Origin of the sequence: Synechococcus sp. Minos11 (assembly GCF_014279855.1) — a bacterium.
Taxonomy (GTDB): domain Bacteria; phylum Cyanobacteriota; class Cyanobacteriia; order PCC-6307; family Cyanobiaceae; genus RCC307.
In genome coordinates, this window is sequence record NZ_CP047953.1 from 1,190,373 (window position 1) to 1,211,228 (window position 20,856).

At 61.3% G+C, this 20,856-nt stretch carries 24 protein-coding genes; 6 read left to right on the forward strand and 18 right to left on the reverse strand.

Annotated elements, in window-relative coordinates:
- The first annotated feature begins 166 nt into the window (after positions 1–166).
- Positions 167–913: a hypothetical protein gene (locus SynMINOS11_RS06615; RefSeq protein WP_011935724.1), complete on the forward strand. Its 747-nt coding sequence runs from the start codon at positions 167–169 to the stop codon at positions 911–913.
- Here the strand turns inward: SynMINOS11_RS06615 and SynMINOS11_RS06620 are convergent.
- The 9 genes from SynMINOS11_RS06620 to SynMINOS11_RS06660 all read right to left on the reverse strand — a co-directional run bounded on the left by SynMINOS11_RS06620 (position 899) and on the right by SynMINOS11_RS06660 (position 8,118).
- Positions 899–1,915 (reverse strand): Zn peptidase, encoded by a 1,017-nt coding sequence (locus SynMINOS11_RS06620; protein WP_186547439.1) that lies wholly within the window; start codon positions 1,913–1,915, stop codon positions 899–901. The genes SynMINOS11_RS06615 and SynMINOS11_RS06620 overlap by 15 nt on opposite strands.
- Positions 1,912–2,118 (reverse strand): hypothetical protein, encoded by a 207-nt coding sequence (locus tag SynMINOS11_RS06625; protein WP_186547442.1) that lies wholly within the window; start codon positions 2,116–2,118, stop codon positions 1,912–1,914. Before SynMINOS11_RS06625 ends, SynMINOS11_RS06620 begins: the two co-directional genes overlap by 4 nt.
- The gene (gene secF / locus SynMINOS11_RS06630) at positions 2,115–3,074 is read right to left on the reverse strand and encodes a protein translocase subunit SecF (protein WP_186547444.1); all 960 of its coding nucleotides are present in this window, start codon (positions 3,072–3,074) and stop codon (positions 2,115–2,117) included. Before secF ends, SynMINOS11_RS06625 begins: the two co-directional genes overlap by 4 nt.
- Complete coding sequence (gene secD / locus SynMINOS11_RS06635; protein ID WP_186547446.1) at positions 3,071–4,543, reverse strand: protein translocase subunit SecD; 1,473 nt, start codon at positions 4,541–4,543, stop codon at positions 3,071–3,073. Before secD ends, secF begins: the two co-directional genes overlap by 4 nt.
- A complete protein-coding gene (locus tag SynMINOS11_RS06640) occupies positions 4,540–5,517 on the reverse strand; it encodes an alpha-ketoacid dehydrogenase subunit beta (RefSeq protein ID WP_011935729.1) in 978 nt (325 codons plus the stop codon). The genes secD and SynMINOS11_RS06640 overlap by 4 nt, the downstream gene beginning before the upstream one ends.
- A gap of 195 nt (positions 5,518–5,712) precedes the next feature.
- Positions 5,713–6,000 (reverse strand): DUF3082 domain-containing protein, encoded by a 288-nt coding sequence (locus SynMINOS11_RS06645; protein WP_011935730.1) that lies wholly within the window; start codon positions 5,998–6,000, stop codon positions 5,713–5,715.
- Positions 5,993–6,916, reverse strand: a complete 924-nt coding sequence (gene ispE / locus SynMINOS11_RS06650) for a 4-(cytidine 5'-diphospho)-2-C-methyl-D-erythritol kinase (protein WP_186547448.1) — start codon at positions 6,914–6,916, stop codon at positions 5,993–5,995. The genes SynMINOS11_RS06645 and ispE overlap by 8 nt, the downstream gene beginning before the upstream one ends.
- A complete protein-coding gene (gene rsmA, locus SynMINOS11_RS06655) occupies positions 6,913–7,737 on the reverse strand; it encodes a 16S rRNA (adenine(1518)-N(6)/adenine(1519)-N(6))-dimethyltransferase RsmA (protein WP_186547450.1) in 825 nt (274 codons plus the stop codon). Before rsmA ends, ispE begins: the two co-directional genes overlap by 4 nt.
- A 15-nt stretch (positions 7,738–7,752) precedes the next feature.
- Entirely contained in the window at positions 7,753–8,118 is a 366-nt protein-coding gene (locus tag SynMINOS11_RS06660; RefSeq protein ID WP_011935733.1) for a YraN family protein, read from the reverse strand.
- A 51-nt stretch (positions 8,119–8,169) separates the two neighbouring features.
- Between SynMINOS11_RS06660 and SynMINOS11_RS06665 the strand changes: the two genes are divergently transcribed.
- The gene (locus SynMINOS11_RS06665; protein ID WP_186547452.1) at positions 8,170–8,637 is read left to right on the forward strand and encodes a pentapeptide repeat-containing protein; all 468 of its coding nucleotides are present in this window, start codon (positions 8,170–8,172) and stop codon (positions 8,635–8,637) included.
- A gap of 6 nt (positions 8,638–8,643) precedes the next feature.
- Positions 8,644–9,000, forward strand: a complete 357-nt coding sequence (locus SynMINOS11_RS06670) for a hypothetical protein (protein ID WP_186547454.1) — start codon at positions 8,644–8,646, stop codon at positions 8,998–9,000.
- 142 nt (positions 9,001–9,142) lie between these two features.
- Here SynMINOS11_RS06670 and dnaG read toward each other — a convergent pair whose 3' ends face one another.
- Genes dnaG through SynMINOS11_RS06685 form a run of 3 tightly spaced genes read right to left on the reverse strand, consistent with a single transcriptional unit; the run spans position 9,143 to position 12,063 of the window.
- Positions 9,143–11,164, reverse strand: a complete 2,022-nt coding sequence (dnaG, locus tag SynMINOS11_RS06675) for a DNA primase (RefSeq protein ID WP_186547456.1) — start codon at positions 11,162–11,164, stop codon at positions 9,143–9,145.
- Between the two features lie 52 nt (positions 11,165–11,216).
- Positions 11,217–11,576: a hypothetical protein gene (locus tag SynMINOS11_RS06680; RefSeq protein WP_011935737.1), complete on the reverse strand. Its 360-nt coding sequence runs from the start codon at positions 11,574–11,576 to the stop codon at positions 11,217–11,219.
- A 25-nt stretch (positions 11,577–11,601) separates the two neighbouring features.
- Positions 11,602–12,063, reverse strand: coding sequence for a hypothetical protein (locus SynMINOS11_RS06685; RefSeq protein WP_255445332.1), 462 nt, complete (start codon positions 12,061–12,063; stop codon positions 11,602–11,604).
- 21 nt (positions 12,064–12,084) lie between these two features.
- Here SynMINOS11_RS06685 and ruvA point away from each other — a divergent pair, with 21 nt between their 5' ends.
- The 3 genes from ruvA to SynMINOS11_RS06700 are packed head-to-tail and all read left to right on the forward strand — an operon-like array spanning position 12,085 to position 13,451.
- Positions 12,085–12,711 carry a Holliday junction branch migration protein RuvA gene (ruvA, locus tag SynMINOS11_RS06690; RefSeq protein WP_186547460.1) on the forward strand — a complete coding sequence of 209 codons (627 nt, stop codon included), beginning with the start codon at positions 12,085–12,087 and terminating at the stop codon, positions 12,709–12,711.
- Between the two features lie 53 nt (positions 12,712–12,764).
- A complete protein-coding gene (gene rpsO, locus SynMINOS11_RS06695) occupies positions 12,765–13,034 on the forward strand; it encodes a 30S ribosomal protein S15 (protein WP_011935740.1) in 270 nt (89 codons plus the stop codon).
- A gap of 9 nt (positions 13,035–13,043) precedes the next feature.
- Entirely contained in the window at positions 13,044–13,451 is a 408-nt protein-coding gene (locus tag SynMINOS11_RS06700) for a PAM68 family protein (protein ID WP_011935741.1), read from the forward strand.
- Here the strand turns inward: SynMINOS11_RS06700 and SynMINOS11_RS06705 are convergent.
- From SynMINOS11_RS06705 to SynMINOS11_RS06730, 6 genes are all read right to left on the reverse strand, one after another.
- A complete protein-coding gene (locus SynMINOS11_RS06705) occupies positions 13,396–16,923 on the reverse strand; it encodes a DNA polymerase III subunit alpha (protein ID WP_186547462.1) in 3,528 nt (1,175 codons plus the stop codon). The genes SynMINOS11_RS06700 and SynMINOS11_RS06705 overlap by 56 nt on opposite strands.
- 77 nt (positions 16,924–17,000) lie before the next feature.
- On the reverse strand, positions 17,001–18,458 hold the full coding sequence (gatA, locus tag SynMINOS11_RS06710) for an Asp-tRNA(Asn)/Glu-tRNA(Gln) amidotransferase subunit GatA (protein ID WP_186550753.1): 1,458 nt from the start codon (positions 18,456–18,458) through the stop codon (positions 17,001–17,003).
- Positions 18,459–18,507: 49 nt separating this feature from the next.
- Entirely contained in the window at positions 18,508–18,738 is a 231-nt protein-coding gene (locus SynMINOS11_RS06715; RefSeq protein WP_011935744.1) for a DUF1816 domain-containing protein, read from the reverse strand.
- Positions 18,739–18,789: 51 nt separating this feature from the next.
- Complete coding sequence (gene rlmB, locus SynMINOS11_RS06720) at positions 18,790–20,082, reverse strand: 23S rRNA (guanosine(2251)-2'-O)-methyltransferase RlmB (RefSeq protein WP_186547464.1); 1,293 nt, start codon at positions 20,080–20,082, stop codon at positions 18,790–18,792.
- Between the two features lie 27 nt (positions 20,083–20,109).
- The gene (locus SynMINOS11_RS06725) at positions 20,110–20,478 is read right to left on the reverse strand and encodes a Mini-ribonuclease 3 (RefSeq protein ID WP_186547466.1); all 369 of its coding nucleotides are present in this window, start codon (positions 20,476–20,478) and stop codon (positions 20,110–20,112) included.
- On the reverse strand, positions 20,465–20,833 hold the full coding sequence (locus SynMINOS11_RS06730) for an STAS domain-containing protein (RefSeq protein WP_043738086.1): 369 nt from the start codon (positions 20,831–20,833) through the stop codon (positions 20,465–20,467). Before SynMINOS11_RS06730 ends, SynMINOS11_RS06725 begins: the two co-directional genes overlap by 14 nt.
- Between the last annotated feature and the right edge of the window lie 23 nt (positions 20,834–20,856).

A 20,856-nucleotide genomic window follows, 5' to 3' on the forward strand; every position in this document is an offset into this window, starting at 1 on the left:
CGACCACAGCAGCGATCGCCAAAGCTGTACCAATGCTCAAGCCGATCAACACCACTCCCAGGTACATCGGCATTAGCGCCCGCCCAGCTGCTCGCTCTGCAGCGTCCATCATCTGCGAAAGCCAAGCAAAACTTCTGGCAGGCTGGGCAGAACTTGTGGATGAACCGTGCGCAGCAGCCGATGGGCCGCCTTGGCATTAGCCGCTGGTTTGGCAGGCTGCAGCTGGGGCAATCCGCCATGGCAACAGGAGAAGGAGCCAGCAGAAACGCAGGCCCAGCTGCGCGCAGCACTGGCCACCACCGCTAAAAATCGCCAGCTCTATGAAAACTGGCGCTATTGGGCACCACGGCTCTCGTTTGAGCAGCCCAACTGCCAAATCAATGGCCTCACCGAGCAATACGCCGATGGTCTGGAGATCAAGCGGCGCGGTGATGAATTGATGAAGCTCAAACGCTCCAGCTGCATTGTTCCCAGTTCATTGCTCCCCACCAGCACCGGTGGCTCAGTCTTTGAACTCACCGCTGGCTGGGGTGACCTCAGTGATCGCACTGATCGCCCGCCCGATCTCAAGGGCTATGCCGTCGAATACACCCTCGCTGAAGTGGGGATCACATGCGACACCGAAGAGGAAACGCGGCGGCCGCTGTTCACCCTGATCGCCCTACCGCAGGGATCACCGCTGATCATCGATCTCGACAACAACAGCCAAGCGATTCGCATGCTGGGGGTAGAAGACGAGCTCAGTCGCCGCCAGATCAGCTTTGAACAACCGCTGTGGCTGATCAAAGGATCCGAGCAATACACGGTGGGGACCGTGCGCAATCCACGCACCATCAAGGGGATTGTCGAACCCATCTGCCGCCGCCGGCAGGAGATCATTGATGCCGATCAGCAGCAACTACTGGGCAGCTGAACAGAGGCGTTGGGCAATCCGCTGAGCTTGTCCTTTTCGATCCGCTGAAATCCGCTGCCTCTTGATGCCGTCGCCAAGGATGTCGAAGACGCCGTTGTAGCAATTGAGCTGCAGCTTGCGCAGCCGAAACCAACCATCGGGCTTGGCTTGACCTTGGCGTGTCAGAGCCCCGGCGCATGCTCTTGAAGAGCCGCCGAATCCGCAGTTCAACACGCCCAAAGCGGCGCTAAACAAGTTGCCAGCAATCTGGCCGCCGCGCTCCACCTCAAAGCGATAAACCTTGATCACCGCATCAACCCAGGGTTCCTGCGGGTTGAAGTCGACAACTTCAGAGAACGTCTCCGGCGTGTCCATCATCCAGCTGTCGAATTGCGTGCCAGGAGTGATTTCACCATTGACCCCATCGGTGAAGGCCCGGTAGCGCGTTAAGGGGTAGCCATGCGGCGAGAGCTGGTGATAGTCGCCAATGCGAAACAAGATGTTGGCGGCTTCGGTGAACTGCTCAACGCTCAACGCCTGATTGGCCATCAACCAGCCGAGATATCGGCCTGCGCGCCAGTCAGCGGCATCCTCTTCCCGGCCCTTGAAGGGGCCTTGATCGATCGCTTGGTTGACGTGATGGCCCCATTCATGGGCGAGCACGGTGAGCGCCGTGAGCTCAGTGCTTGGTGAGGATTGCAGCCGCAAGCGGGATAGCAAGCCACGGGCATCAATGCCGATCTGAGCTGATTCAGGGCAGTAGGCATTGCTGGCTGGTGCCTTACCGCAAGCCGAGAAACGCGCACCAGGCGCGAGCAGCTCCACCTCCGGCAAAGCCTGATCGCCATCACTGGCCACATCACGCCAATAGTGGCCCAGCAAGCGGTGGTGAATCGCCAGCTGGGCCGATCCCTCAGGGCTCTGGTTCAGCTCCTCAAGCAAAGCGGTTGTGGACGGCAAAGGGGGCGGCGGGGCCGGATCAGCCAGCACCATCACCGCCGAGGCGAACCAGGCGCCAATCATGGGAATCGGCTACCGGAATGGCGGGTTGAGCTCAGCAACCACCAGGGGCTGAGCACCACAATCAGACAGGCGAGCTTGTGGTGAATAACGGCGTACAACAGGCCCGTCCAGGTGAAGTGCTGCGCCAACAACTTGACCTCGCTGCGAAGTTCCAACAGGGCGAGCACCAACACCACCCAGAACACCGCAGCGGGAATTCTCATGCAACCACGCCAGAGCTTGCTGCCCGTTGCGGCAAACGGCCGCCCATCAAGGGCAACAGCGGCGGCACCACCGCCACACTCGACCATGCACCCACAGCAATGCCAACAAACAGTGCAACGGCAAACCACTGCAGGCTGGCGCCGCCAAACAGGATCAACGCCAAGATGGGGATCTCCGTGCTGAGCGAGGTGTAGATCGATCGGGTCAAGGTGCCATCAACGGCGCGATCCACCTGGTCTTCCACACTCAAATCAGGCAAGAGCCGTTGCTGTTCCCGAATACGGTCAAACACCACCACGGTGTCGTTGACGGAATAGCCGGCCAAGGTGAGCAACGCCACGGCAAAGAGGCTGTTGACCTCCACGCCAGCAAACAAACCCAGCCAAGCAAACAAGCCACTGGTGATCAGCACGTCATGGGCTAACGCCAACAGGGCCAAGGCGGCATAGAGGCGGGCATAGCGAGCTGAGATGTAAAGCGCCACTGCCGCAAAGCTGACGGTCAAGGCCAACACGCTGCTGGAGAGCAGCTGTTTGCCCAACACAGGTCCGATGGTGTTGATCTGGGTGTCGGTGGCGATCAGCGGACCCGCCACCTGCTCAAGCGCGTCAACAAAGGCGCCACTTTCGGCAGGGCTCAGCGCTGAGCTGCGCACGCTGACGGCCTGGCCATCATCAAGAAGCTGCACCACCGCTGCAGCGGGCAAGGCGTCTTGCACTTGCTGGACAGTGAGTTCAGCGCAGCGATCGCCGCAATTGCGCTCCACCTGGATGGAGGTTCCACCGGTGAAATCAAGGCCTGGCTTCAGAGGAGCCTTGATCGGAGACAGCCATGAGAGCACCAAACCGAGAACACTGAGCCCCACCAAAACCGCGGTGATGCTGAGGCAAAGCCGGCGATGGCGATTGATGCGCAACCTGGGTTCACGCAGGATGGCGCCGCTGGAGGAAGTCATGGCTGGGAAGACGCGGCGAGGAAGAGGGAGGGTTTACGCAGGGCGGGGTAACTCAGGGCCAGACGCATCAAGGTGCGCGTGCAGGTCAAAGCGGTGAACAGGCTGAGCAGCACGCCGATGGCCAGGGTCACCGCAAAGCCCCGCACCAAGCCGCTACCCAACCAACCCAAAGCAGCACAGCTGATCAAGGTGGTGAGGTGACCATCAAAGATCGAGGAAAACGCCCTGGAGAAGCCTGTATCCACCGAGCGGAACAGGGTGTTGCCATCGCGTAGCTCCTCTTTGCTGCGCTCAAAAATCAGGATGTTGGCATCCACAGCCATACCCACCGAGAGGATGAAACCGGCGATCCCAGGAAGGGTGAGTGTCACGGGAATCAGGGCGTAGAGCGCCAGGTTGAACAGCGAATACAGCAACAGGGCCAACAGGGCCACCGCTCCTGGAAGGCGGTAGATGATCACCATGAACACACCCACCAGCGCCGTACCCGAGCCGGCGGCAATCAGGCTGTTGCGGATGTTCTGGGCTCCGAGCGTGGGACCAACCGAGCGGTTTTCGATGATTTCAACCGGGAGCGGCAAGGCACCGCCACGCAGTTGAACCTCTAGATCACGCGCTTCATCGGCGGAAAAGCGACCGGTGATGGTGGCGGCACCGCCGGTGATGCCAGCTGTGGCGAACTGCGGGCCAACGCTGGCTTCACTGATGGAGCGGCCATCCAACATGATTCCCAGCAGGCGGTTGGTGCCGGCAATGCTCTTGGTGAGGTCTGCAAATTTCTCGCCACCAGCCTGGCTAAAGCGCAGCGTCACCTCCCAGCTCTGGCTGCCCTGTTGTTGCTGACGGCCAGCATCCACCAGGTCTGATCCGGTGAGCTCAGGCTCACCAAACAATGGCGTGATGCGCCGTTCGGTTTCGATTAACAGCGCTTCGAGCTGCTCTTCTTCGCTGGCATTGGCTGGAGCCTCAATGCCCTGTTGCTTCAGCAGGTCGGTGAGAGGACCGCTGACATCGGGAGCTTGCTCACCATCGCTGGTTTGCGTGCGGCCAGCGATTTGCTCTTGGCGCGCCACGATTAATCGCTTCAAGCGCGTGAGGTTGGTGAGCTCTTGCTGGGTCTCGGGCTTTTGCGCGCGAAATTCAAGGCGGGCCGTGGTGCCAAGCACCTCAGCAGCGCGGCGTGGATCTTGGACCCCAGGCAGCTGCACAACGATCCGGTCGCTGCCGGAAGTGGTGACGCTGGCTTCCGAAACACCCAGGCCATTGACGCGGCGTTCAAGAACTTCCTTAACCGCGTCAAGCTGTTTGGACTCAATCTTGGTGATGTCACCGGCTGGTTTGACCAGCAAGGTGAGTTGGCTGCCGCCCCGCAAATCCAGTCCGAGGGATAGCGGTAAGGAGCGCAGCACCAAAAGACTGCCAATGGCCAGCGCCAGGATCAGCGCCAGCCAACCTTGGGGCCGGGTCATCGCTGCACCAATTGCTGAACGGTCTCGACGATCTGATGGGGCTGGATGATCGTCAGGTTTTCCAACTTGCCGTTGTAAGGCGTTGGGATGTCTTGGCTGGATAGCCGGATCGGGGGGGCATCGAGTTCATCGAAGCATTGCTCTGTGATCAGAGCGATGAGCTCGGCGCCGATACCACCGGTCTTCATGCATTCCTCAACGATCACCACCCGGTGGGTCTTGGCAATGGAGCGCTTAATGGCCTCCATGTCGAAGGGCTTGAGACTGATCAAATCGATCAGTTCAGGGTCATAGCCCTGCTCCACCAGTTGCTTTACGGCCGCTTGGCAGTGGTGGCGCATGCGCGAGTAGGTGAGCAGGGTGACGTCCTTGCCCTCCCGCACCATCTCAGCTTTATCGAGCGCGAAGGTGTACTCCCCTTCCGGGAGCTCTTCGCTGAGGTTGTAGAGCAGCACATGCTCAAAAAAGAGCACGGGGTTGTTGTCGCGAATCGCGGCCTTCATCAACCCCTTGGCATTGGTGGGGGTGCTGCAAGCCACGATCTTGATACCCGGCACCGCGTGGAAATAGGCCTCGAGGCGCTGGCTGTGCTCGGCACCCAGCTGACGGCCCACACCACCGGGTCCACGCACGACCGTTGGGATCGTGAAATTGCCGCCGCTGGTGTAGCGCAGCATCCCCATGTTGTTGGAGATCTGGTTGAAGGCCAGCAGCAGAAAGCCCATGTTCATGCCTTCCACGATCGGGCGCAAACCGGTCATGGCAGCACCAACCGCCATGCCTGTGAAGCTGTTTTCCGCAATCGGGGTATCGAGCACGCGCAGCTCGCCGTATTTCTCGTAGAGATCCTTGGTGACCTTGTAGGAACCGCCGTAATGGCCGACGTCCTCCCCCATCACACAAACATGGGCATCGCGGGCCATCTCTTCATCGATGGCTTCACGCAAGGCGTTGAACAGGAGGGTTTCAGCCACAGGGTCAGGCGCAGGCGGCGTACCGAGCAAAGCCGGCAAGCGGCCAACTTATCAGCGCCAGGCGGGGAAAAGAGCCCTAGCCCCCGGCCGCAAAGGTGGCCAACAGCAGCACCGAGAGCAGCAGGCCCGGGGAGAGCAGCAAGGCCAGCAACCCCAAATCGTGGGGAGTCATGGCAAGGATTCAGCTAACCCAGGCTAGGCAGCTGGTTTGGTCTCGTTCTGGAAGACAGCCTGGAAAAACAGCAAGAGCAAACCTGCCGCAATCAAGCCAAAGCTGAACACCGCCACACAACCACTGCCGATGATGAGTGTTTTCAAGGCCGTGGCGATCGACTGGGCGAATTGCTGGCTGTACTGAGGTGGATGCAGGCTGTAGTAGTTGATCAACCTCAGGGTGATCCACACGGAGATGGCGCAGAACAACCCACTGGTGAGGCTGCCGCTGAGATAACTCAAGGGCCCTTTGCTAGTGGTTTCAGCCATGACGCTCCGCTGTGAACTGGCAGATCCAGTGCTCAAAGCCATTCTCCGCCAAAGCCGGTGCCAGGGCGCTCTGGGCTGCGGCGGCGGCCGGCTGATCGCGGTAGAGCGCAAACAGGCTCGGGCCCGATCCGCTCATCGCCACTTGCAGGGGATCGCCCGCTGAGGCAAGCAAAGCCAAGCCCTTTTGCACACTGGCGTTCTCAGGTGCCACCACCTGCTGCAGATCATTGCGCAACGGCGGTAACTGCTGCTGCTCAGCTTTGAGCCACGCCAGCAGCGGCGATTGGCGCAGGGCCTGACGCTGGCGCTCAAAGTCAGCTTCCGAGCTGAGGTAGCCAGAGCCCAGGCGCTCTTTGCAGAGGCCGTAGGCCCAAGGCGTGCTGACACTGACGTTGGGATTTTTAATCAGCAGCACAGCCGGCTTGGCAGCCACAGCAATCGCTTCAAGCCGCTCACCACGGCCAAAGCAGAGTTGCGTGCCTCCCTGCAGGCAAAACGCCACGTCAGAGCCAAGTTGTGCCGCCAAGTTGTGCAGCTCTGCAGCGCTGAGCTGCAGATCCCAATAGCGGTTGAGCAGCAACAACGCCGTTGCTCCATCACTGGATCCACCGGCCAAGCCAGCACCGATGGGAATGCGTTTGGTTAACGACAACTGCGCTGAGAGCTCTGGCCTGCCGCAATGGCGGCGTAGCGCCTCGGCGGCCTTGACGATCAAATTGCTGCCATCGACGGGCAATTGGGGATCGCTGCAAGACAAGCTCAACTCCCCGGCAGGGGCCGAATCCACCGCCAATTCATCAGCCAAATCCAGGGTCTGCATGACCATGGCCAGCTCATGAAACCCGTCGTCCCTGAGACCAAGCACCTCCAGGTGAAGGTTGATCTTCGCCGGGGCACGCAGGGACAGCGAACTCACAGAGCCGGTTGCAGAGCAGCGGCCAACGCTACCCACTGCTGCGCTGCAATTTCCTGCGGGCGCTGCTGAGGCGTGAGGCCGGCATCAGCCAGCCACGCTTCTAAGCCAACGGCTGGAGCAGCGCTGGCCAAGGTGTTACGCACCATCTTTCGGCGCGCTGAAAAGGCCAGGCGCAGCAGATGTTCAACCTGCTTGGCGACCGCCTGGGGCGGACGCTGATCGGCAGGCAGTGGATCGAGGCTGATCACCTCGGACTGCACCTTGGGCGGCGGCTGAAAGCAGCGGGGCGGAACAGGGCACACCGAGCGGCAGTGGGCCAACAGCTGCATGCGCACGCTCAGGGCACTGAAGCTGCTCTGCCCCGCTCTGGCACTGATGCGCCGGGCCACCTCCTGCTGAACCAGCAGCACCAGCCGTTGATACGGGGGCTCAACCGGACGGTCCAAGCGACCCACCAAACGCTCCAACAGTGGTCCAGTGATGTTGTAGGGAATATTGGCCACCACCTTGGTGGGACGGCGCTCCCCATCACCTAACTGGGGCAAAGCCAACACATCGCCACTTTGCAGTTGAAACCGGGGCTCAGCTGCAAAGCGTTGCTGCAAACCCGCCACCAGATCCCGATCCAACTCCACCGCTTGCACCGAGGCAGCTGGGCTGGCGAGCAATTGCGCCGTGAGGGCGCCGCGCCCAGGCCCCACCTCCAGCACATGGTCATCGGGCTGCAGCGCTGCAGCCGCCACGATCCGCTGCAGAACGCTCTCATCCTTGAGCCAGTGCTGGCCAAAGCGTTTGCGCGCGTGATGTCCAGAAAAGGCCATGACTCCAACTGTGCATCAGCCCAGATGCTCCAGAGGAAACCAGCGCACCTGGCCCTCCCCATCCACCAGCGCTAAGTGGGCCTCAATGCTGTGGAAGGCGTAGCTCGGATGGGCCGCCAGCCAACAGCGCAGCGCCCTGGCCAGCCGGCAGCGCTTGCGGGGTCCGCAGGCCAGTAGCCCGCCGTGATCAAGGCCCCAGCGCCGCCTGGCCTTCACTTCCACCAGCAGCAGCCGCTGGGGTTTGGCCAGCACCAGATCCAACTCACCCCAACGGCAGCACCAGTTGCAATCCAGCAGACGCCAATGGCGGCGGCAGAGCAACACAGCCACCTGGGCCTCCGCCTCGGCGCCCCATGCCATGACGACCGCCAGCAGGAGCACTCAGGATTCCCCGACAGCGGCCCTAGGCTTTTGGCCGACCGGTTCAACGTGATGCTGCGACGGCTGCTAGCCCTGCTTTGGCTCCTGCTCCTGCCTGTTCTCCCGGCCGATGCGGCCATGGACTACGCCAAGCAAGTGCTCATTGGCGCTGATTTTTCCAGTCGGGATCTCAGGGGCGTGACCTTCAACCTCACCAACCTGCGCGAAGCCGATCTATCGGGCTCTGATCTCCGCGCCGCCAGCTTGTTCGGCGCCAAGCTTCAAGACGCCAATCTCTCTGGCAGCGATCTGCGCGAAGCCACGCTGGATTCAGCAGTCTTCAACGGCACCGATCTCAGTGATGCCCGCCTTGAAGGCGCCTTTGCTTTCAACACCCGCTTCAGTGGTGTCACGATCACCGGTGCTGATTTCAGCGATGTGCCCCTGCGAGGTGATGCCCTCAGCACCCTGTGTGCCGTGGCCGAAGGCACCAACTCGGTGACAGGTCGCGACACCCGGGACACCCTGGGCTGCCCTTGAGCTGCCATGAGCTTTGATCCCCGCAGCTTGGAGCGTCTCCAGGAACTGGGTCGCCAACTCCCCAAGCCCCTGGAGGCACCAACGCCCCAAGCCCAGACGAAGCCTCAGCGGCAACACCGGGTTGAGATCGAAGAGGACCCGGAAGAACTCTTTCGCCAATTGATGCAGGTGAGCCCTGACGGCAAGGTGCCTGAGCACCTGATGGCCCGGCTGCGGCAGCTCGAAGCTCAGCGGAAACGAGCACCCCAGGAAGCGAACGCCAAACGAACATCAGCCAACAAGGGCACGAGCAGCGATCCCAACCAAGACGATTCGCTCTACAGCGAATTCGAACAGATGCTGCTGGAAGAGGACGACGCTTAGCTCAGGGGCAACAGCACCGGAGCGAAGCTCAGCGCCAAGCCGATCTGCCTGAGTGGCACCCCAAACAGGGTCGAGACCAGGTCAATGGCGACCGCCGAAACCATCCACTGTGAATTTCATGTAACGAGATTTTAAGCAATGGTTAGGCGCTTTGCCGACATCGCTGCTGATCGAGCTGTTGGAGGTATTGGCGCTCGGTGTAATAGAGCTCTTGGAAACGCAAGGCATCGGCGTTGAGTCGTTGAAACAGCGCTTCGATGCGGGTTTCGGCATCCCCCTCGTCCTCTTTGCTCTCCAGCAACATCGCAATGCACTGCTCCAGGCTTTGCAGTCGCTGCGATCCCCAGGCCTCGAGCAGGTGGCGGCAACGGCGCAGCACGCGATGACGCTCCAAGCTCGCGGTCGTGCCGCGCAGCTGATCACTGGGGTTGACCAAGCCAAGCTGCTGCAGCTCGCCAGGTTCCAGCAGCGCCGTGAGCCGTTGCAGCAACGGGGAATCTTCGATTAAGAGCAGGTCTGACAACAGGCGGGGCAACTCCAAATCAGCCAACTGATCACCCGGCTCGCTGCCGCGGCTGATGTTCTCGAGTAATCCCACGCCGAGGTTGTCTTCTTCAAGGGCCGAAAGGTGGGCCCAAAGCTTGCGGTGATGGGGCAGGCCAAAGTCCTCGAGCTCCCGTTGCCGCAGCTCCTGGCGAATCGTGGCCCGCAAGCTGGGCACGTGCAGATACAGCCGCAGCAGTTGGGCTTCCGCCCGCTCCCGCAAGGAGGCATCGCCTGGCTGCTCATGGCGACTGGAGCGGCCATGCCAGCGCTGACCTTTGACCTGCTGACGCAGGTCTTCCTCCAGCTGCAGCGCCATGCGGGCTTGACCACCAGAGAGCCGCTCCGCAACCCGCTGCAGGTAGTGACTGCGCAGGGCTGACTGGGGCAACTTCCCCAGCAGTTCCACCAGACCTTGAACCGCGAGCTGAAATTGATCGGCCCGGCCGAGATCTTTGCCGCTCAGCACCTGCTCGATCTGCCAGTCCAGCCACAGCGGAGCGTTGTCCTGCAAGGCGAGGTAATCGGCCTGGCTGTGTTGCTTGAGGAACTCGTCGGGGTCCTTGCCCGCTGGCAGGTGCAACACCCGCAACTCCAGCTGGCCCTGCAACGCCTGCTGCTCCACCTCGCCAATGGTGCGCTGGGCAGCGCGCACCCCAGCGCCATCGGCATCGAAATTGAGGATAATCCGGCGGCTTTCACTGCAGCGGCAGAGCTGGGTGATCTGCTGAGCACTCATGGCGGTACCCAAGGCCGCCACCGCATGGCGCACACCTGCGGCATGCAGGGCAATCACATCGAAATAGCCCTCCACCACCAGGGCACAGTCCGCCCGGCGGATGGGATCGGCAGCTTTATCGAAGCCGTAGAGGTGTTTGCCCTTGTCAAACACCTCCGTTTCAGGGGAGTTGAGGTATTTCGGTTCGCTGCCATCGAGGCTGCGGCCGCCAAAGCCAATGATTCGGCCCTGACGATCGTGGATGGGGACCATCAAGCGATGGCGGAAACGGTCGTAGAAACCATTGCCGCCTTTGCGCGGCACCACCAAGCCGGCGGCTTCCATCAAGCTGGGATCAATGCCCTCCACCTGCTGGAGATGGCGCAACAGCCCATCCCAAGCCTCGGGGGCATAGCCCAGTTCAAAGGATTCGATCGTGCCGGCGCTCAGCCCCCGCTGCTTACGCAAATACTCGAGCGCTGCGGCACCCTCTGGGGCCTGCAAGCGTGAACGAAACCAGCCGCTAGCTAGTGACAGCGCGCGGTGCAGCTGATCACGGCGAGAGAGCTGCTGCCGCAGGCGCTCTTGCTGGTTGGCATCCAGCGTTTCAACCGGCAAGGAGTAGCGCCTGGCCAGCTCCATCACCACATCGCTGAAGCTTTGGCGCTTCAGCTCCATGAGGAACTTGAGGCTGTTGCCGCCAGCCCCACAGGAGAAGCAGTAATAAAACTGCTTGGCCGGTGACACCGTCATCGACGGCGATTTGTCGTCGTGAAAGGGGCACAGGCCGACAAATTCGCGGCCCTTCTTTTTGAGCATCACGTGCTCACCGACCACATCAACGATGTCGGCCCGTTCTTTGACAGCCTCAATCGTGCGGGGATGAAGCCGAGGAACGCTCACGGACGCACCGAAGGGGCCTCATTCTCTAAGACAAATCGGCCAATGCCACTGTTCAGCTGGCAGAAAAACGCATGGCTCCCCCGCGGCTGAGGCGAAAGATCCAGGTGCCATCAGCGGAGGCCTGGAACGATGCAGGCCGCCTATTGACTTGAGCTTTGCCGCCACCGGGGATGGTTTCAATCACGCTGCGCTGCCCCGAGGGCCACTGCACGGTCAACAGCAATTCGCCGGCTCCTTGCCAGCCCTCGATGCGGCAGCGGCCAGCCTCAACCCAGCGGCCGGATGTGCCATCACTCCAAGCGCATGGGCGCGATTGCTTCAAATCCACCGCTGCGTTGCTGTTGGGCTGCTCGGCCTGAAGCGGCAGCGGCAGGGCTACGGCCAGCAGCGCTACCAGCAGCGGGAATTTCATCTGTCCAGAGAGTTCTATTCACGAACTAGCCAGAGGCGTCAGCAGCGTCAACAACGAGGCCCTGGCGGGTGAGTGGATAACTGCGCCAGCCAACACCCTCCTCGGCCGGGGGTCGCAGCAAACGCCAGCTCTGGCCTTTGGATCCAGGCAGCAAAAGCAAATCAAAGGGGCTATCCACCCGAATCGGATCGTCGGGCAAGCTCCAATCAAAGCGTCCCTGCAAGTGCAGGGCTTGTTGACCTTCCACCGCTTCACGTCCCTGCTGCTCAAGCCGAATGCGGCGCAAACTGGGCTCGCCGCTGAGGGCCGGCAGTTGTAGTGCAGCAGCCAGGTCCTCTTGGGTGAACTGCACTTGCATCGCCAAGGCCTGCATCAAGATCTGCCGTGGGGGATGCCCTGAGGCGCTGCAAGCGGGCAACAGCACCAGCATCAACAACAGAGCCATTCCCACCACAAGGCGGCGCAGCACGGCGATCAACGGCAACATGGCAGCACTTCTAGGCACAGCATGATCGGTTGGTTGCATGGAACGATCGGTGATCGCTGGCAAGAGGGCAACCGCTGCTGGCTTCTGTTGATCTGCGGGCCGGTTGGTTACGAGCTGCAGGTGAGCGAGAGCCTCTGGCAAGGCACCGCTTTGGAGAGCCCAACGACTGTCCATACCCATCTGCAGCAACGCGAGGACGGCCAACAGCTCTATGGCTTTGAAACCAAAGCCGATCGCAACCTGTTCCGCTTGTTGATCAGTGTCAATGGCGTGGGTCCGCAGGTCGCCCTGGGACTGATCTCAGGTTTGGGCGCGGTGAGCTTGCTGCAAGCGATGGCAGCAGAAGACGTCAAAGTGCTTTGCCAAGCGCCCGGCGTTGGCAAACGCACCGCCGAGCGGCTCAGCCTGGAATGGCGCTCACGGCTGCAAGAGCGCTGGCAACAGCAGGGGGGAACCACACCGCTGCGCCTGGTGGAGCCGGTGGCGGAAAGCCGGGAACTGCGCGCCACCCTGGAAGCCCTCGGCTATGGGCCAGAAGAAGTGAGCGCGGCGGTAGCCCAAGCGGGCAGCCAAGGCCTTGATCCGGAACAACCCATGGAGGAGTGGTTACGGCATTGCTTGGCGTGGCTGAGCCGTCAAGCGGGCTAGAGAACCGCGAACGGTATGCTTTTGGATTACACGAGCTGGGTCTCCCCTCCCGCATGCCCCTCAACACCGAGAAGAAACAAGAACTGATCAACTCCCACCAGACCCACGCAACAGATACGGGGTCTGTGGAAGTGCAAGTGGCGATGCTGAGTGAGCGGATCACACAGTTGACCGGCCACCTGCAGAGCAATAAGCACGACTACTCGTCGCGTCAGGGGCTGATGAAGATGCTGGGCCGCCGTAAGAGCCTGCTGGGCTATCTGAAGAGCCAGAGCAGCGAGCGCTACGACACGCTGATTCAAAAGCTCGGCATTCGCGGCTAAGCCGCCCCCATGGCCAGCCCCAAAGAGACTGGCGGATTCGGAGCCAATAACGCCCCAGCGGTCAAACCAGCTCCCAAACAAGCCAAGCCCAAAACCACTCAAACCATCCCGCCGGTTGTCGCCAATCGCATGGCGCGGCGTGTGGCCATTTGTGCCGCCATACCAACGGCGTTGGGCATGGCCTCATTCCTGGTGAGCTACTGGCTCGTCTCCCGCCAAATCATCGACGTGCCACCAGCCCTGACGCTGCTCGTCTCAGGTGGCTTCTTTTTGTTGGGTTTGCTGGGCTTGAGCTACGGCCTGTTTTCAAGCAGCTGGCTAGAAGCGCCAGGCAGCTTCCTGGGGTTTGAGCAAATCGGCGTCAACATCCAGCGGCTGCGCAATGGCGCAGTTGCACGTCGAAGCGAGCAGCCGTAAGGCTGGCGGCAGCCGCTTGGGCATCGTTCACGCAGAACTGATGCCCTAAACGCACAAAGCAACGTTGGTTGGCGGCTTGCACCTCAGCCACCACCGGCACTCGGCTGCCCAAGATTTCAGGATCGATGCGGTGCTGCTGCAAGCACTCACGCAACTGGTGCTGCACGGTGATGTCTGCGGCTTGCGGGCCATCGAGTCGAACCACCACCAAATCCAGTTGATCGATCAGTGAAACGTCGTCAACGATCAGTTGCACCCGATCATCGCGGCGGTCCACCTGCCCCCAGAGCAGCAATCGGGCGTCCACCATCAAATGGTCGCTGAGGCGGGCATAGGTTTTGGGGAACACCACGGCTTCAGCACTGCCGGTGAGGTCTTCGATTTGCAAGATCGCCATGCGATCACCCTTGCGGGTGGTCACCACACGCATCTCAGGCACCATCACCAGGGTGGACACCCGTTGCCGATCGCTCTGCTCAGACAGGCTGCCCAGACCAACGGGCATCAGCAGCCGTCTGGTGTCTTGCAGTTGCTTGAGCGGGTGATCGGAGAGATAGAAACCCACCAGCTCCTTCTCTAAACGCAATTTCTCCGTGGGCGCATAGTCGGGCACTGAGGCTGCTTTCGGGGCCGAAGCCGGCGTTGCGCTCGCGGCCTCAGCTTCGGAGCCTCCACCAAGCAGATCGAGCAGATTGCCCTGGCCGCTGGCGCGATCTCGGGCCCGGGCTGTGGCCCAATCGAGCAGCAGATCCAGATCGGCCATCAACTGCGCCCGGTTGCCATCGGGCTCCAAGGCATCGAGAGCGCCGCTATGGATCAATGATTCCAGCGAGCGCCGGTTGAGCTGGCCAATGCCAGCCATGCGATCACAAAGTTCAGCCAGCGATGTGAACGGTCCATCGCTCTGGCGTGAGGCGATCAGGGCATGGATGGCACCATCACCAAGGTTTCGAACCGCAGAGAGGCCAAAGAGAATGCGTTGCCCCACGGGCGTGAAGTCGATACCGGAACGGTTGACATCAGGGGGCAACACCGCGATGCCCATGGCGTTGCTGTTGGCGATGTAGCGCTGGACTTTCTCCGTCACGCCGGCGTTCACCGTCAGCAGCGCGGCCATGTAGGCCACGGGGTAGTGAGCCTTCAGGTAGGCCGTCTGATAGGTCACGGCGCCATAGGCCGTGGAATGGCTCTTGTTGAAGCAGTACTCCGCAAAGAGCACCATCTGATCAAACAGCTCATCGGCCACCTTGGCGTCAACGCCCCGTTGACTGGCCCCCTCAACAAAAATGCCGCGATGCTTCTGCATCTCAGAGACTTTCTTTTTGCCCATGGCCCGGCGCAGCAGGTCGGCTTCACCGAGTGAGTAGCCCGCCAGATCCTGCGCAATTCGCATGATCTGCTCCTGATACACCATGATCCCGTAGGTCTCCTGCAGGATCGGCTGCAGCTTGGCGTCGGCAAATTCAATGGCCTCGCGGCCATGCTTGCGGTTAATGAATTTGGGGATCAAGCCGGCATCCAAGGGGCCAGGCCTGTAGAGGGCCAAGATCGAAGAGATGTCCTCCAGCGACGAGGGCTTGAGGTCGCGCACGATCTGGCGCATGCCAGTGGATTCCAGCTGGAAGATTCCCTCGAGATCGCCGCGCGCCAACAGCTGGTAGGTCTCCGGGTCATCGGCAGGAAGCTGGTCGGGGTCGGGACGATCCCCATGCTCGGCACTGACCAGTTCGAGGGTCTTCTCGATCATGGTCAGGTTCTTGAGGCCGAGGAAATCCATCTTCAGCAGCCCCATGGATTCCACGTCTTCCATGAAGTACTGGGTGATCACCTGCCCGTCGTTGTTGCGCTGCAGGGGCACCAATTCATCGAGGGGGTCAGCGGCAATCACCACACCAGCGGCATGCACACCAAATGTCTTGTTGGTGCCCTCGATCCGGCGGGCCATGTCGACCCAGCGCTTCACCTGTAGATCGCTTTCGTACTTCTGACGGAACTCGGGCTCCGGTGAATCCTCTGAAATCATCTGTGCCAATTTGGCGGGCTTGCCACGCACCACTGGAATTAACTTCGCCAGTCGGTCGGCATCGCCATAGGGAATATCCAGCACCCGCGCCACATCCTTCAGCACGGCCTTGGAGGTCATGCGGTTGAAGGTGATGATCTGCGCCACCTTGTCATCGCCGTAGCGCTCAGTGACGTAGTCGATCACCTCACTGCGCCGAGCGATGCAGAAGTCGGTGTCGATATCAGGCATCGACTTGCGCTCTGGATTCAAGAAGCGCTCGAACAGCAATCCATTGCTGACCGGATCGATGTTGGTGATGCCGAGGGCATAGGCGACCAGGGATCCAGCGGCCGAACCACGGCCGGGCCCCACGGGGATGCCGTTGTCACGGGCAAAGCGGATGTAATCCCAAACCACCAGGAAGTAGGTGGGGAATCCCATCTGCTCCATGATTTTGAGTTCATGGCGCATGCGCTCGCCGTACAGCTCATCGATGCTGGAATCGGCATCGAGCTGCAGGCGCTGGCGCAACCCTTGCTCGGTGACTTCGTGCAGGTATGACACCGGCGTATGGCCCTCCGGAATGGGAAAGCGCGGCATCTGATAACGGCCGAGAATGTCGTAGTCCTCGACCTTTTCGGCAACCGACACGGTGTTGTCGAGCGCCTGCTGCACCACCTCAGCCGGCAGGTGGTCAACGAAGAGACGCTCCATCTCCTCGCGACTTTTGATGTATTCGGTTCCGGTGTACCGCAGACGTTTCTCATCACTGAGCAACTTGCCCGTCAGCACGCACAGCAGAGCGTCGTGGGCTTCAACGTCATCGCGACTGAGGTAGTGGGCATCGTTGGTGGCAATCAGTTGGATGCCCAGCTCCCGCGAGAGGGTCAGCAGGCCGGTGTTGACGATGCGGTCTTCCGGTGAGCCGTGGTCTTGAATCTCGAGGTAGAAGTCATCTCCCAGTAGGTCGCGGTACCAGCTGGCCACCTGACGGGCCACATCCATGCGGCCGCGCAGAATCGCTTGGGGAATTTCACCGCCCAAGCAGGCTGTCGCCACAATCAGGCCTTCGCTGTATTGCTGCAGCAGGTGCTTATCGATGCAAGCGCGCGCAAAGATGCCGCGACCACGCATTCCGCGCAGATGGCTGATGCTGGTGAGCTTGACGAGGTTGCGGTAGCCAACGTTGTTTTTGGCCAGCACCACGAGGTGATAGCGACGCTCTTTCTTCGGCTGGGGGTCATCGATGCTGCCGTTGACGACATACATCTCATTGCCAATGATCGGCTTGATGCCCGCTTTCGAGCACAGCTTCAGCAGCTCGATGGCGCCATACATCACCCCGTGATCGGTGAGGGCCACCGCTGGCATGCCGAGGTCAACGGCCCGCTGCACCATTGCAGGCAGCTGGGTCGCCCCGTCGAGGAGGCTGTAATCGCTGTGGTTATGCAGAGGAACGAAGCTCAAGCCTGCAACCACTGATCGAACACAGCAAGCCTACCGAGACACACCAGATCTGGGGTGCCAGCTGCGACAGATTGCAGCTAGGCCACCAGAGGTGCCTCAGGACGGTTGGCCATCACATCAGCCGCCTGCTCGTAGTGGTGCGCCACCTGCAACAGGCGCTCCTCCTGCAGCACCGGGGCCATCAACTGCAAACCAATGGGCAACCCCTGGCCATCAAACCCGCAGGGAACACTGATGGCCGGCAGCCCAGCCAAGTTGGCGGGAATGGTCAGCAGGTCAGCCAGATACATCGCCAGCGGGTCATTGCTGTGCTGGCCTGGGGCAAAGGCGGTGGTGGGTGCGGTGGGGGTCAGCAGCAGATCCACCTGCTCAAAGGCGCGGTCAAATTCTTGGCGAATCAGGGTGCGCACCTGCTGGGCTTTTTTGTAATAAGCATCGACATAGCCTGCAGAGAGGGCATAGGTGCCGATCAAGATCCGGCGCTGAACCTCATCACCAAATCCCTCCGCTCTGCTCTTGGCCGTCATCGCGCTCAACGATTCCGCGTCGGCAGCGCGGTAGCCGTATTTGACGCCGTCGTAGCGGGCCAAATTGGCGGACGCCTCCGATGGGGCAATCACGTAGTAGGTGGCAATGCCGGCCTGGAAGCGCGGGCAACTGACATCCACCAATTCACAACCCAAGCTGGCCAGCTGTTCAGCAGCAGCTCTGACCGAGGCTTCCACCTCCGGCTGAAGCCCCTCAACAAAAGCCTCTTGGAGGATGCCGATTTTGAGCCCTTGAATCGGGCGATTCAGCGCAGCGCTGTAGTCCGGCACCGGCACATCCAAGCTGGTGGAATCGCGGGGGTCATGGCCTGCAATCACCTGAAGCACAGCAGCGGAATCAGCCACGGTGCGGCTGAAGGGACCGATTTGATCCAGGGAACTGGCAAAGGCCACCAAGCCCCAGCGGCTAACGCGCCCATAGGTGGGTTTCAGGCCCACCACGCCACAAAAGCTGGCGGGTTGGCGAATGGAGCCGCCGGTGTCAGAGCCCAGGGCAACATCACACTGCCCCGCCGCTACACAGGCCGCGCTGCCGCCTGAACTACCGCCAGGCACACGCCCTGGATCCCAGGGGTTGGAGGTCATGCCGAAGGCAGAGGTCTCCGTGGAGCTGCCCATGGCGAACTCATCGAGATTGGTTTTGCCGACCATCACGGCGCCCGCTTTCCACAGCCGCTCGGTGACGGTGGATTCATAGGGGGGCACGAAGTTCTCCAGCATGCGGCTGGAGCAAGTGGTGGTGACACCCTTGGTGCAGAGGTTGTCCTTAATCCCGGTGGTGACCCCGGCCAGCGGGCCAGGATCTTGCTTGGCAGCGATGGCTTGATCCACCGCTTCGGCTTGGGCCCGGGCCTGGTCGCCAGTGACGTTGACGAACGCCTTCAGTTCCGATTCGGTCGCTGCAATGCGTTCGAGCGCCTGCTCGCTGTGCTCCTTGGCTGTTGCGGAGCCGTTGCGGAGGGCATCGGACCAAGCGCCGATGGGCATAGCGAAGAGCAGCTGATGGCTTTGGACGCTATCAAGGCGCCGGTGCTGATCAGCCTTGAGGATGCTCAACGGTGAACGGTTCGCTGCGGCGCGTGCGCAACAGCTGATGCTCCAGCACGGCCGGAGATTCACTGCGCAGGTCCGTCAAAAAGGTCTCGAGCTCCCGCTCCAGGGTGCTGCGGCGCACGAACGGACCAAACCAGTAGGTCACATCAGGATTGCGACTCTCGACTCGGGCCCACCAGGCCAGACCCAACAGGTTCGCCGAGGCACGCAACATGGGACGGGAAAGGATTTCACCTCATTGTGAAGGAACACCCCTAGGGCCGCCCTAAAGACGAATATCCCCATCCAGCGCCGCTGGTAGCTCAGCCGCAGGAGCTGCCTCGGCTGGAGCTTCTGCTGGAACAGCTGCAGGTTGCTGTCCCTGCAGTTGCAATCGCTGCAGCCGCGGAGCGGGGTCGGTGCCCTTCAGGGCACCCATCCAGTTGCGGCGTGCCACCTCATACAGCAGCAGCGCCGTGGCCACCGAGGCATTGAGGCTTGGCGTGACCCCGCGCAGGGGGATCCGAACCAGCTGATCGCAGTGACGCCGGGTCAGCATCGAAAGACCTTGGCCCTCGGAACCGGTGACCACCACCAGTGGACCATCGAGATCAGCCTCGGCCAGGGTTGCACTGCCCTCCTCGGCCAAACCAACAACCCGATAACCAGCGTCCTTCAGTCGCTCCAGAGAACGGTTGAGGTTGACCACGCGGGCCACCGGCAAGTGCTCCAGGGCCCCAGCTGCCACCTTGGCGACCGATCCGGTCAGACCAGCGCTGCGGCGTTGGGGCAACACCAACCCGTGGGCACCGAGGGCCTCGGCGCTGCGCACGATCGCGCCGAGGTTGTGGGGATCGGTCAACCCATCAACGGCCATCAGCAGCGGTGCCTCACCCAGGCCGGCGCAGCTATCGATCAGGGTCACAAGGTCGTGGGTTTGCGCAGCCGCGGTTTGCAGCACGATCCCCTGGTGAACAGCCCCGCCGCAGAGCTGGGCCAATCGCGCCCAGGTGACCTCTTCAACCAACACACCGGAGGATTTGGCTTCTCGCAGCAACTGCAGAAAGCGACTGCGGAAGCGCAGCTCTGGGGTGCACCAAATGCGGTGAATCGGACGCTCGCTTTCAAGAATCGCCTGGGAGGCATGCAGACCCCAGACCAAATCGTTGTGTTCCGGGGGCGTCAGGCTTTCAGCTTCCGGTTCACGATTGGCGTCGCTTGGAGGGCGGCCATAACGGGGAGCTGGACGACCACCGCGGTCCGTGCGATCCGAACGAGCACCACGATCAAAGCGATTGTTACGCCCAGCACGGTCGAACCGGCCACTGGGTCGACCCTCGGAATCAGGCCGGTAGCGGCGATCCCGCGGAGCCCCATCGCGTTCAAAGCGGTCGCCGCCTCCAGGTCCGCCACGGCGTTCAAAACGGTCACCGCCTCCAGGTCCGCCACGGCGTTCAAAACGGTCGCCGCCTCCAGGGCCGCCACGGCGCTCGTAGCGATCGCCTCCCCCGCGGCGAGCCGGGGGCCTGCCAGCCCCATCGGGGCGGCCATAAGAACGGCGAGGACGAGGAGTTGCCATGAAGGGGGTATCAAAAACCCGGCCCGATCACCCCAAATCCAACTGGTGGAACAGCTGCTGAAGCCGTTCGGGTTGGTTGAGGTAGAGCCAGCCCACCATTGTCTCAAATCCTGAGGCCCGGCCATAGACGCTGGGGTCACCACGGCGGGGACCACGGCCACAGGCATTGCGTCCACGCCGGACCCAGTCGAGCTCCTCGGCATTGAGCAGGGGTTCAAGCTTGGCGAGGGCTTCGCTTTGGGCTTCGGCCCGAACCAGGGCGACAGCCCGTTTGTGGAGCTCTTGGATCGTGCCCTCTTGGGCCACCAAAGCACGGCGCTGATGCAGCTCCCAAACCGCATCACCCAGCCAAGCCAACTGGGCTGGGCCTGGTTGGCAGCCTTTAGGCAGCAGCAATGTTGCCGAGGGCAGTGGGCAGATCGGGCTGGAGGTTCAAGAAAGCCTCCAAGCGCACCAATTTGACGGTCTGCACGACACGGCTATTGCCAACGATCAGAAAACGACGCTTGCCCTCATTCCACTGCTTGGCCAGCTGCACCAGAGCGCCAAGGCCAGAAGAATCAATGAAATCGATCTTGCTCAGATCGATCACCAAAGGCTTCAAACCAGAGGGGGCGTTATCGCCGATGAAATCCCGGAACTGTCGCTCGGAATAGGCATCCAACTGCCCCGTGAAATGGAACAGGAGGCATTGATCCTGGGGCTCAAAACCAGCCCGGAGCGAAACAGTGAGTCGCTGTAGATCAGTGATGGTCCTAGACCCCTTGGACGAGC

Excerpts from the sequence above, each read along its gene's own strand:
- SynMINOS11_RS06680 (WP_011935737.1), bottom strand. The coding sequence starts at position 11,576 with ATGAAATTCCCGCTGCTGGTAGCGCTGCTGGCCGTAGCCCTGCCGCTG.
- rlmB (WP_186547464.1), bottom strand. The coding sequence starts at position 20,082 with ATGGCAACTCCTCGTCCTCGCCGTTCTTATGGCCGCCCCGATGGGGCT.
- rpsO (WP_011935740.1), top strand. The coding sequence starts at position 12,765 with ATGCCCCTCAACACCGAGAAGAAACAAGAACTGATCAACTCCCACCAG.
- ruvA (WP_186547460.1), top strand. The coding sequence starts at position 12,085 with ATGATCGGTTGGTTGCATGGAACGATCGGTGATCGCTGGCAAGAGGGC.
- secD (WP_186547446.1), bottom strand. The coding sequence starts at position 4,543 with ATGACCCGGCCCCAAGGTTGGCTGGCGCTGATCCTGGCGCTGGCCATT.
- SynMINOS11_RS06715 (WP_011935744.1), bottom strand. The coding sequence starts at position 18,738 with ATGTTGCGTGCCTCGGCGAACCTGTTGGGTCTGGCCTGGTGGGCCCGA.
- gatA (WP_186550753.1), bottom strand. The coding sequence starts at position 18,458 with ATGCCCATCGGCGCTTGGTCCGATGCCCTCCGCAACGGCTCCGCAACA.
- SynMINOS11_RS06665 (WP_186547452.1), top strand. The coding sequence starts at position 8,170 with ATGCTGCGACGGCTGCTAGCCCTGCTTTGGCTCCTGCTCCTGCCTGTT.
- SynMINOS11_RS06625 (WP_186547442.1), bottom strand. The coding sequence starts at position 2,118 with ATGAGAATTCCCGCTGCGGTGTTCTGGGTGGTGTTGGTGCTCGCCCTG.
- rsmA (WP_186547450.1), bottom strand. The coding sequence starts at position 7,737 with ATGGCCTTTTCTGGACATCACGCGCGCAAACGCTTTGGCCAGCACTGG.
- SynMINOS11_RS06700 (WP_011935741.1), top strand. The coding sequence starts at position 13,044 with ATGGCCAGCCCCAAAGAGACTGGCGGATTCGGAGCCAATAACGCCCCA.
- SynMINOS11_RS06645 (WP_011935730.1), bottom strand. The coding sequence starts at position 6,000 with ATGGCTGAAACCACTAGCAAAGGGCCCTTGAGTTATCTCAGCGGCAGC.
- SynMINOS11_RS06620 (WP_186547439.1), bottom strand. The coding sequence starts at position 1,915 with ATGATTGGCGCCTGGTTCGCCTCGGCGGTGATGGTGCTGGCTGATCCG.
- SynMINOS11_RS06670 (WP_186547454.1), top strand. The coding sequence starts at position 8,644 with ATGAGCTTTGATCCCCGCAGCTTGGAGCGTCTCCAGGAACTGGGTCGC.
- secF (WP_186547444.1), bottom strand. The coding sequence starts at position 3,074 with ATGACTTCCTCCAGCGGCGCCATCCTGCGTGAACCCAGGTTGCGCATC.
- SynMINOS11_RS06685 (WP_255445332.1), bottom strand. The coding sequence starts at position 12,063 with ATGTTGCCGTTGATCGCCGTGCTGCGCCGCCTTGTGGTGGGAATGGCT.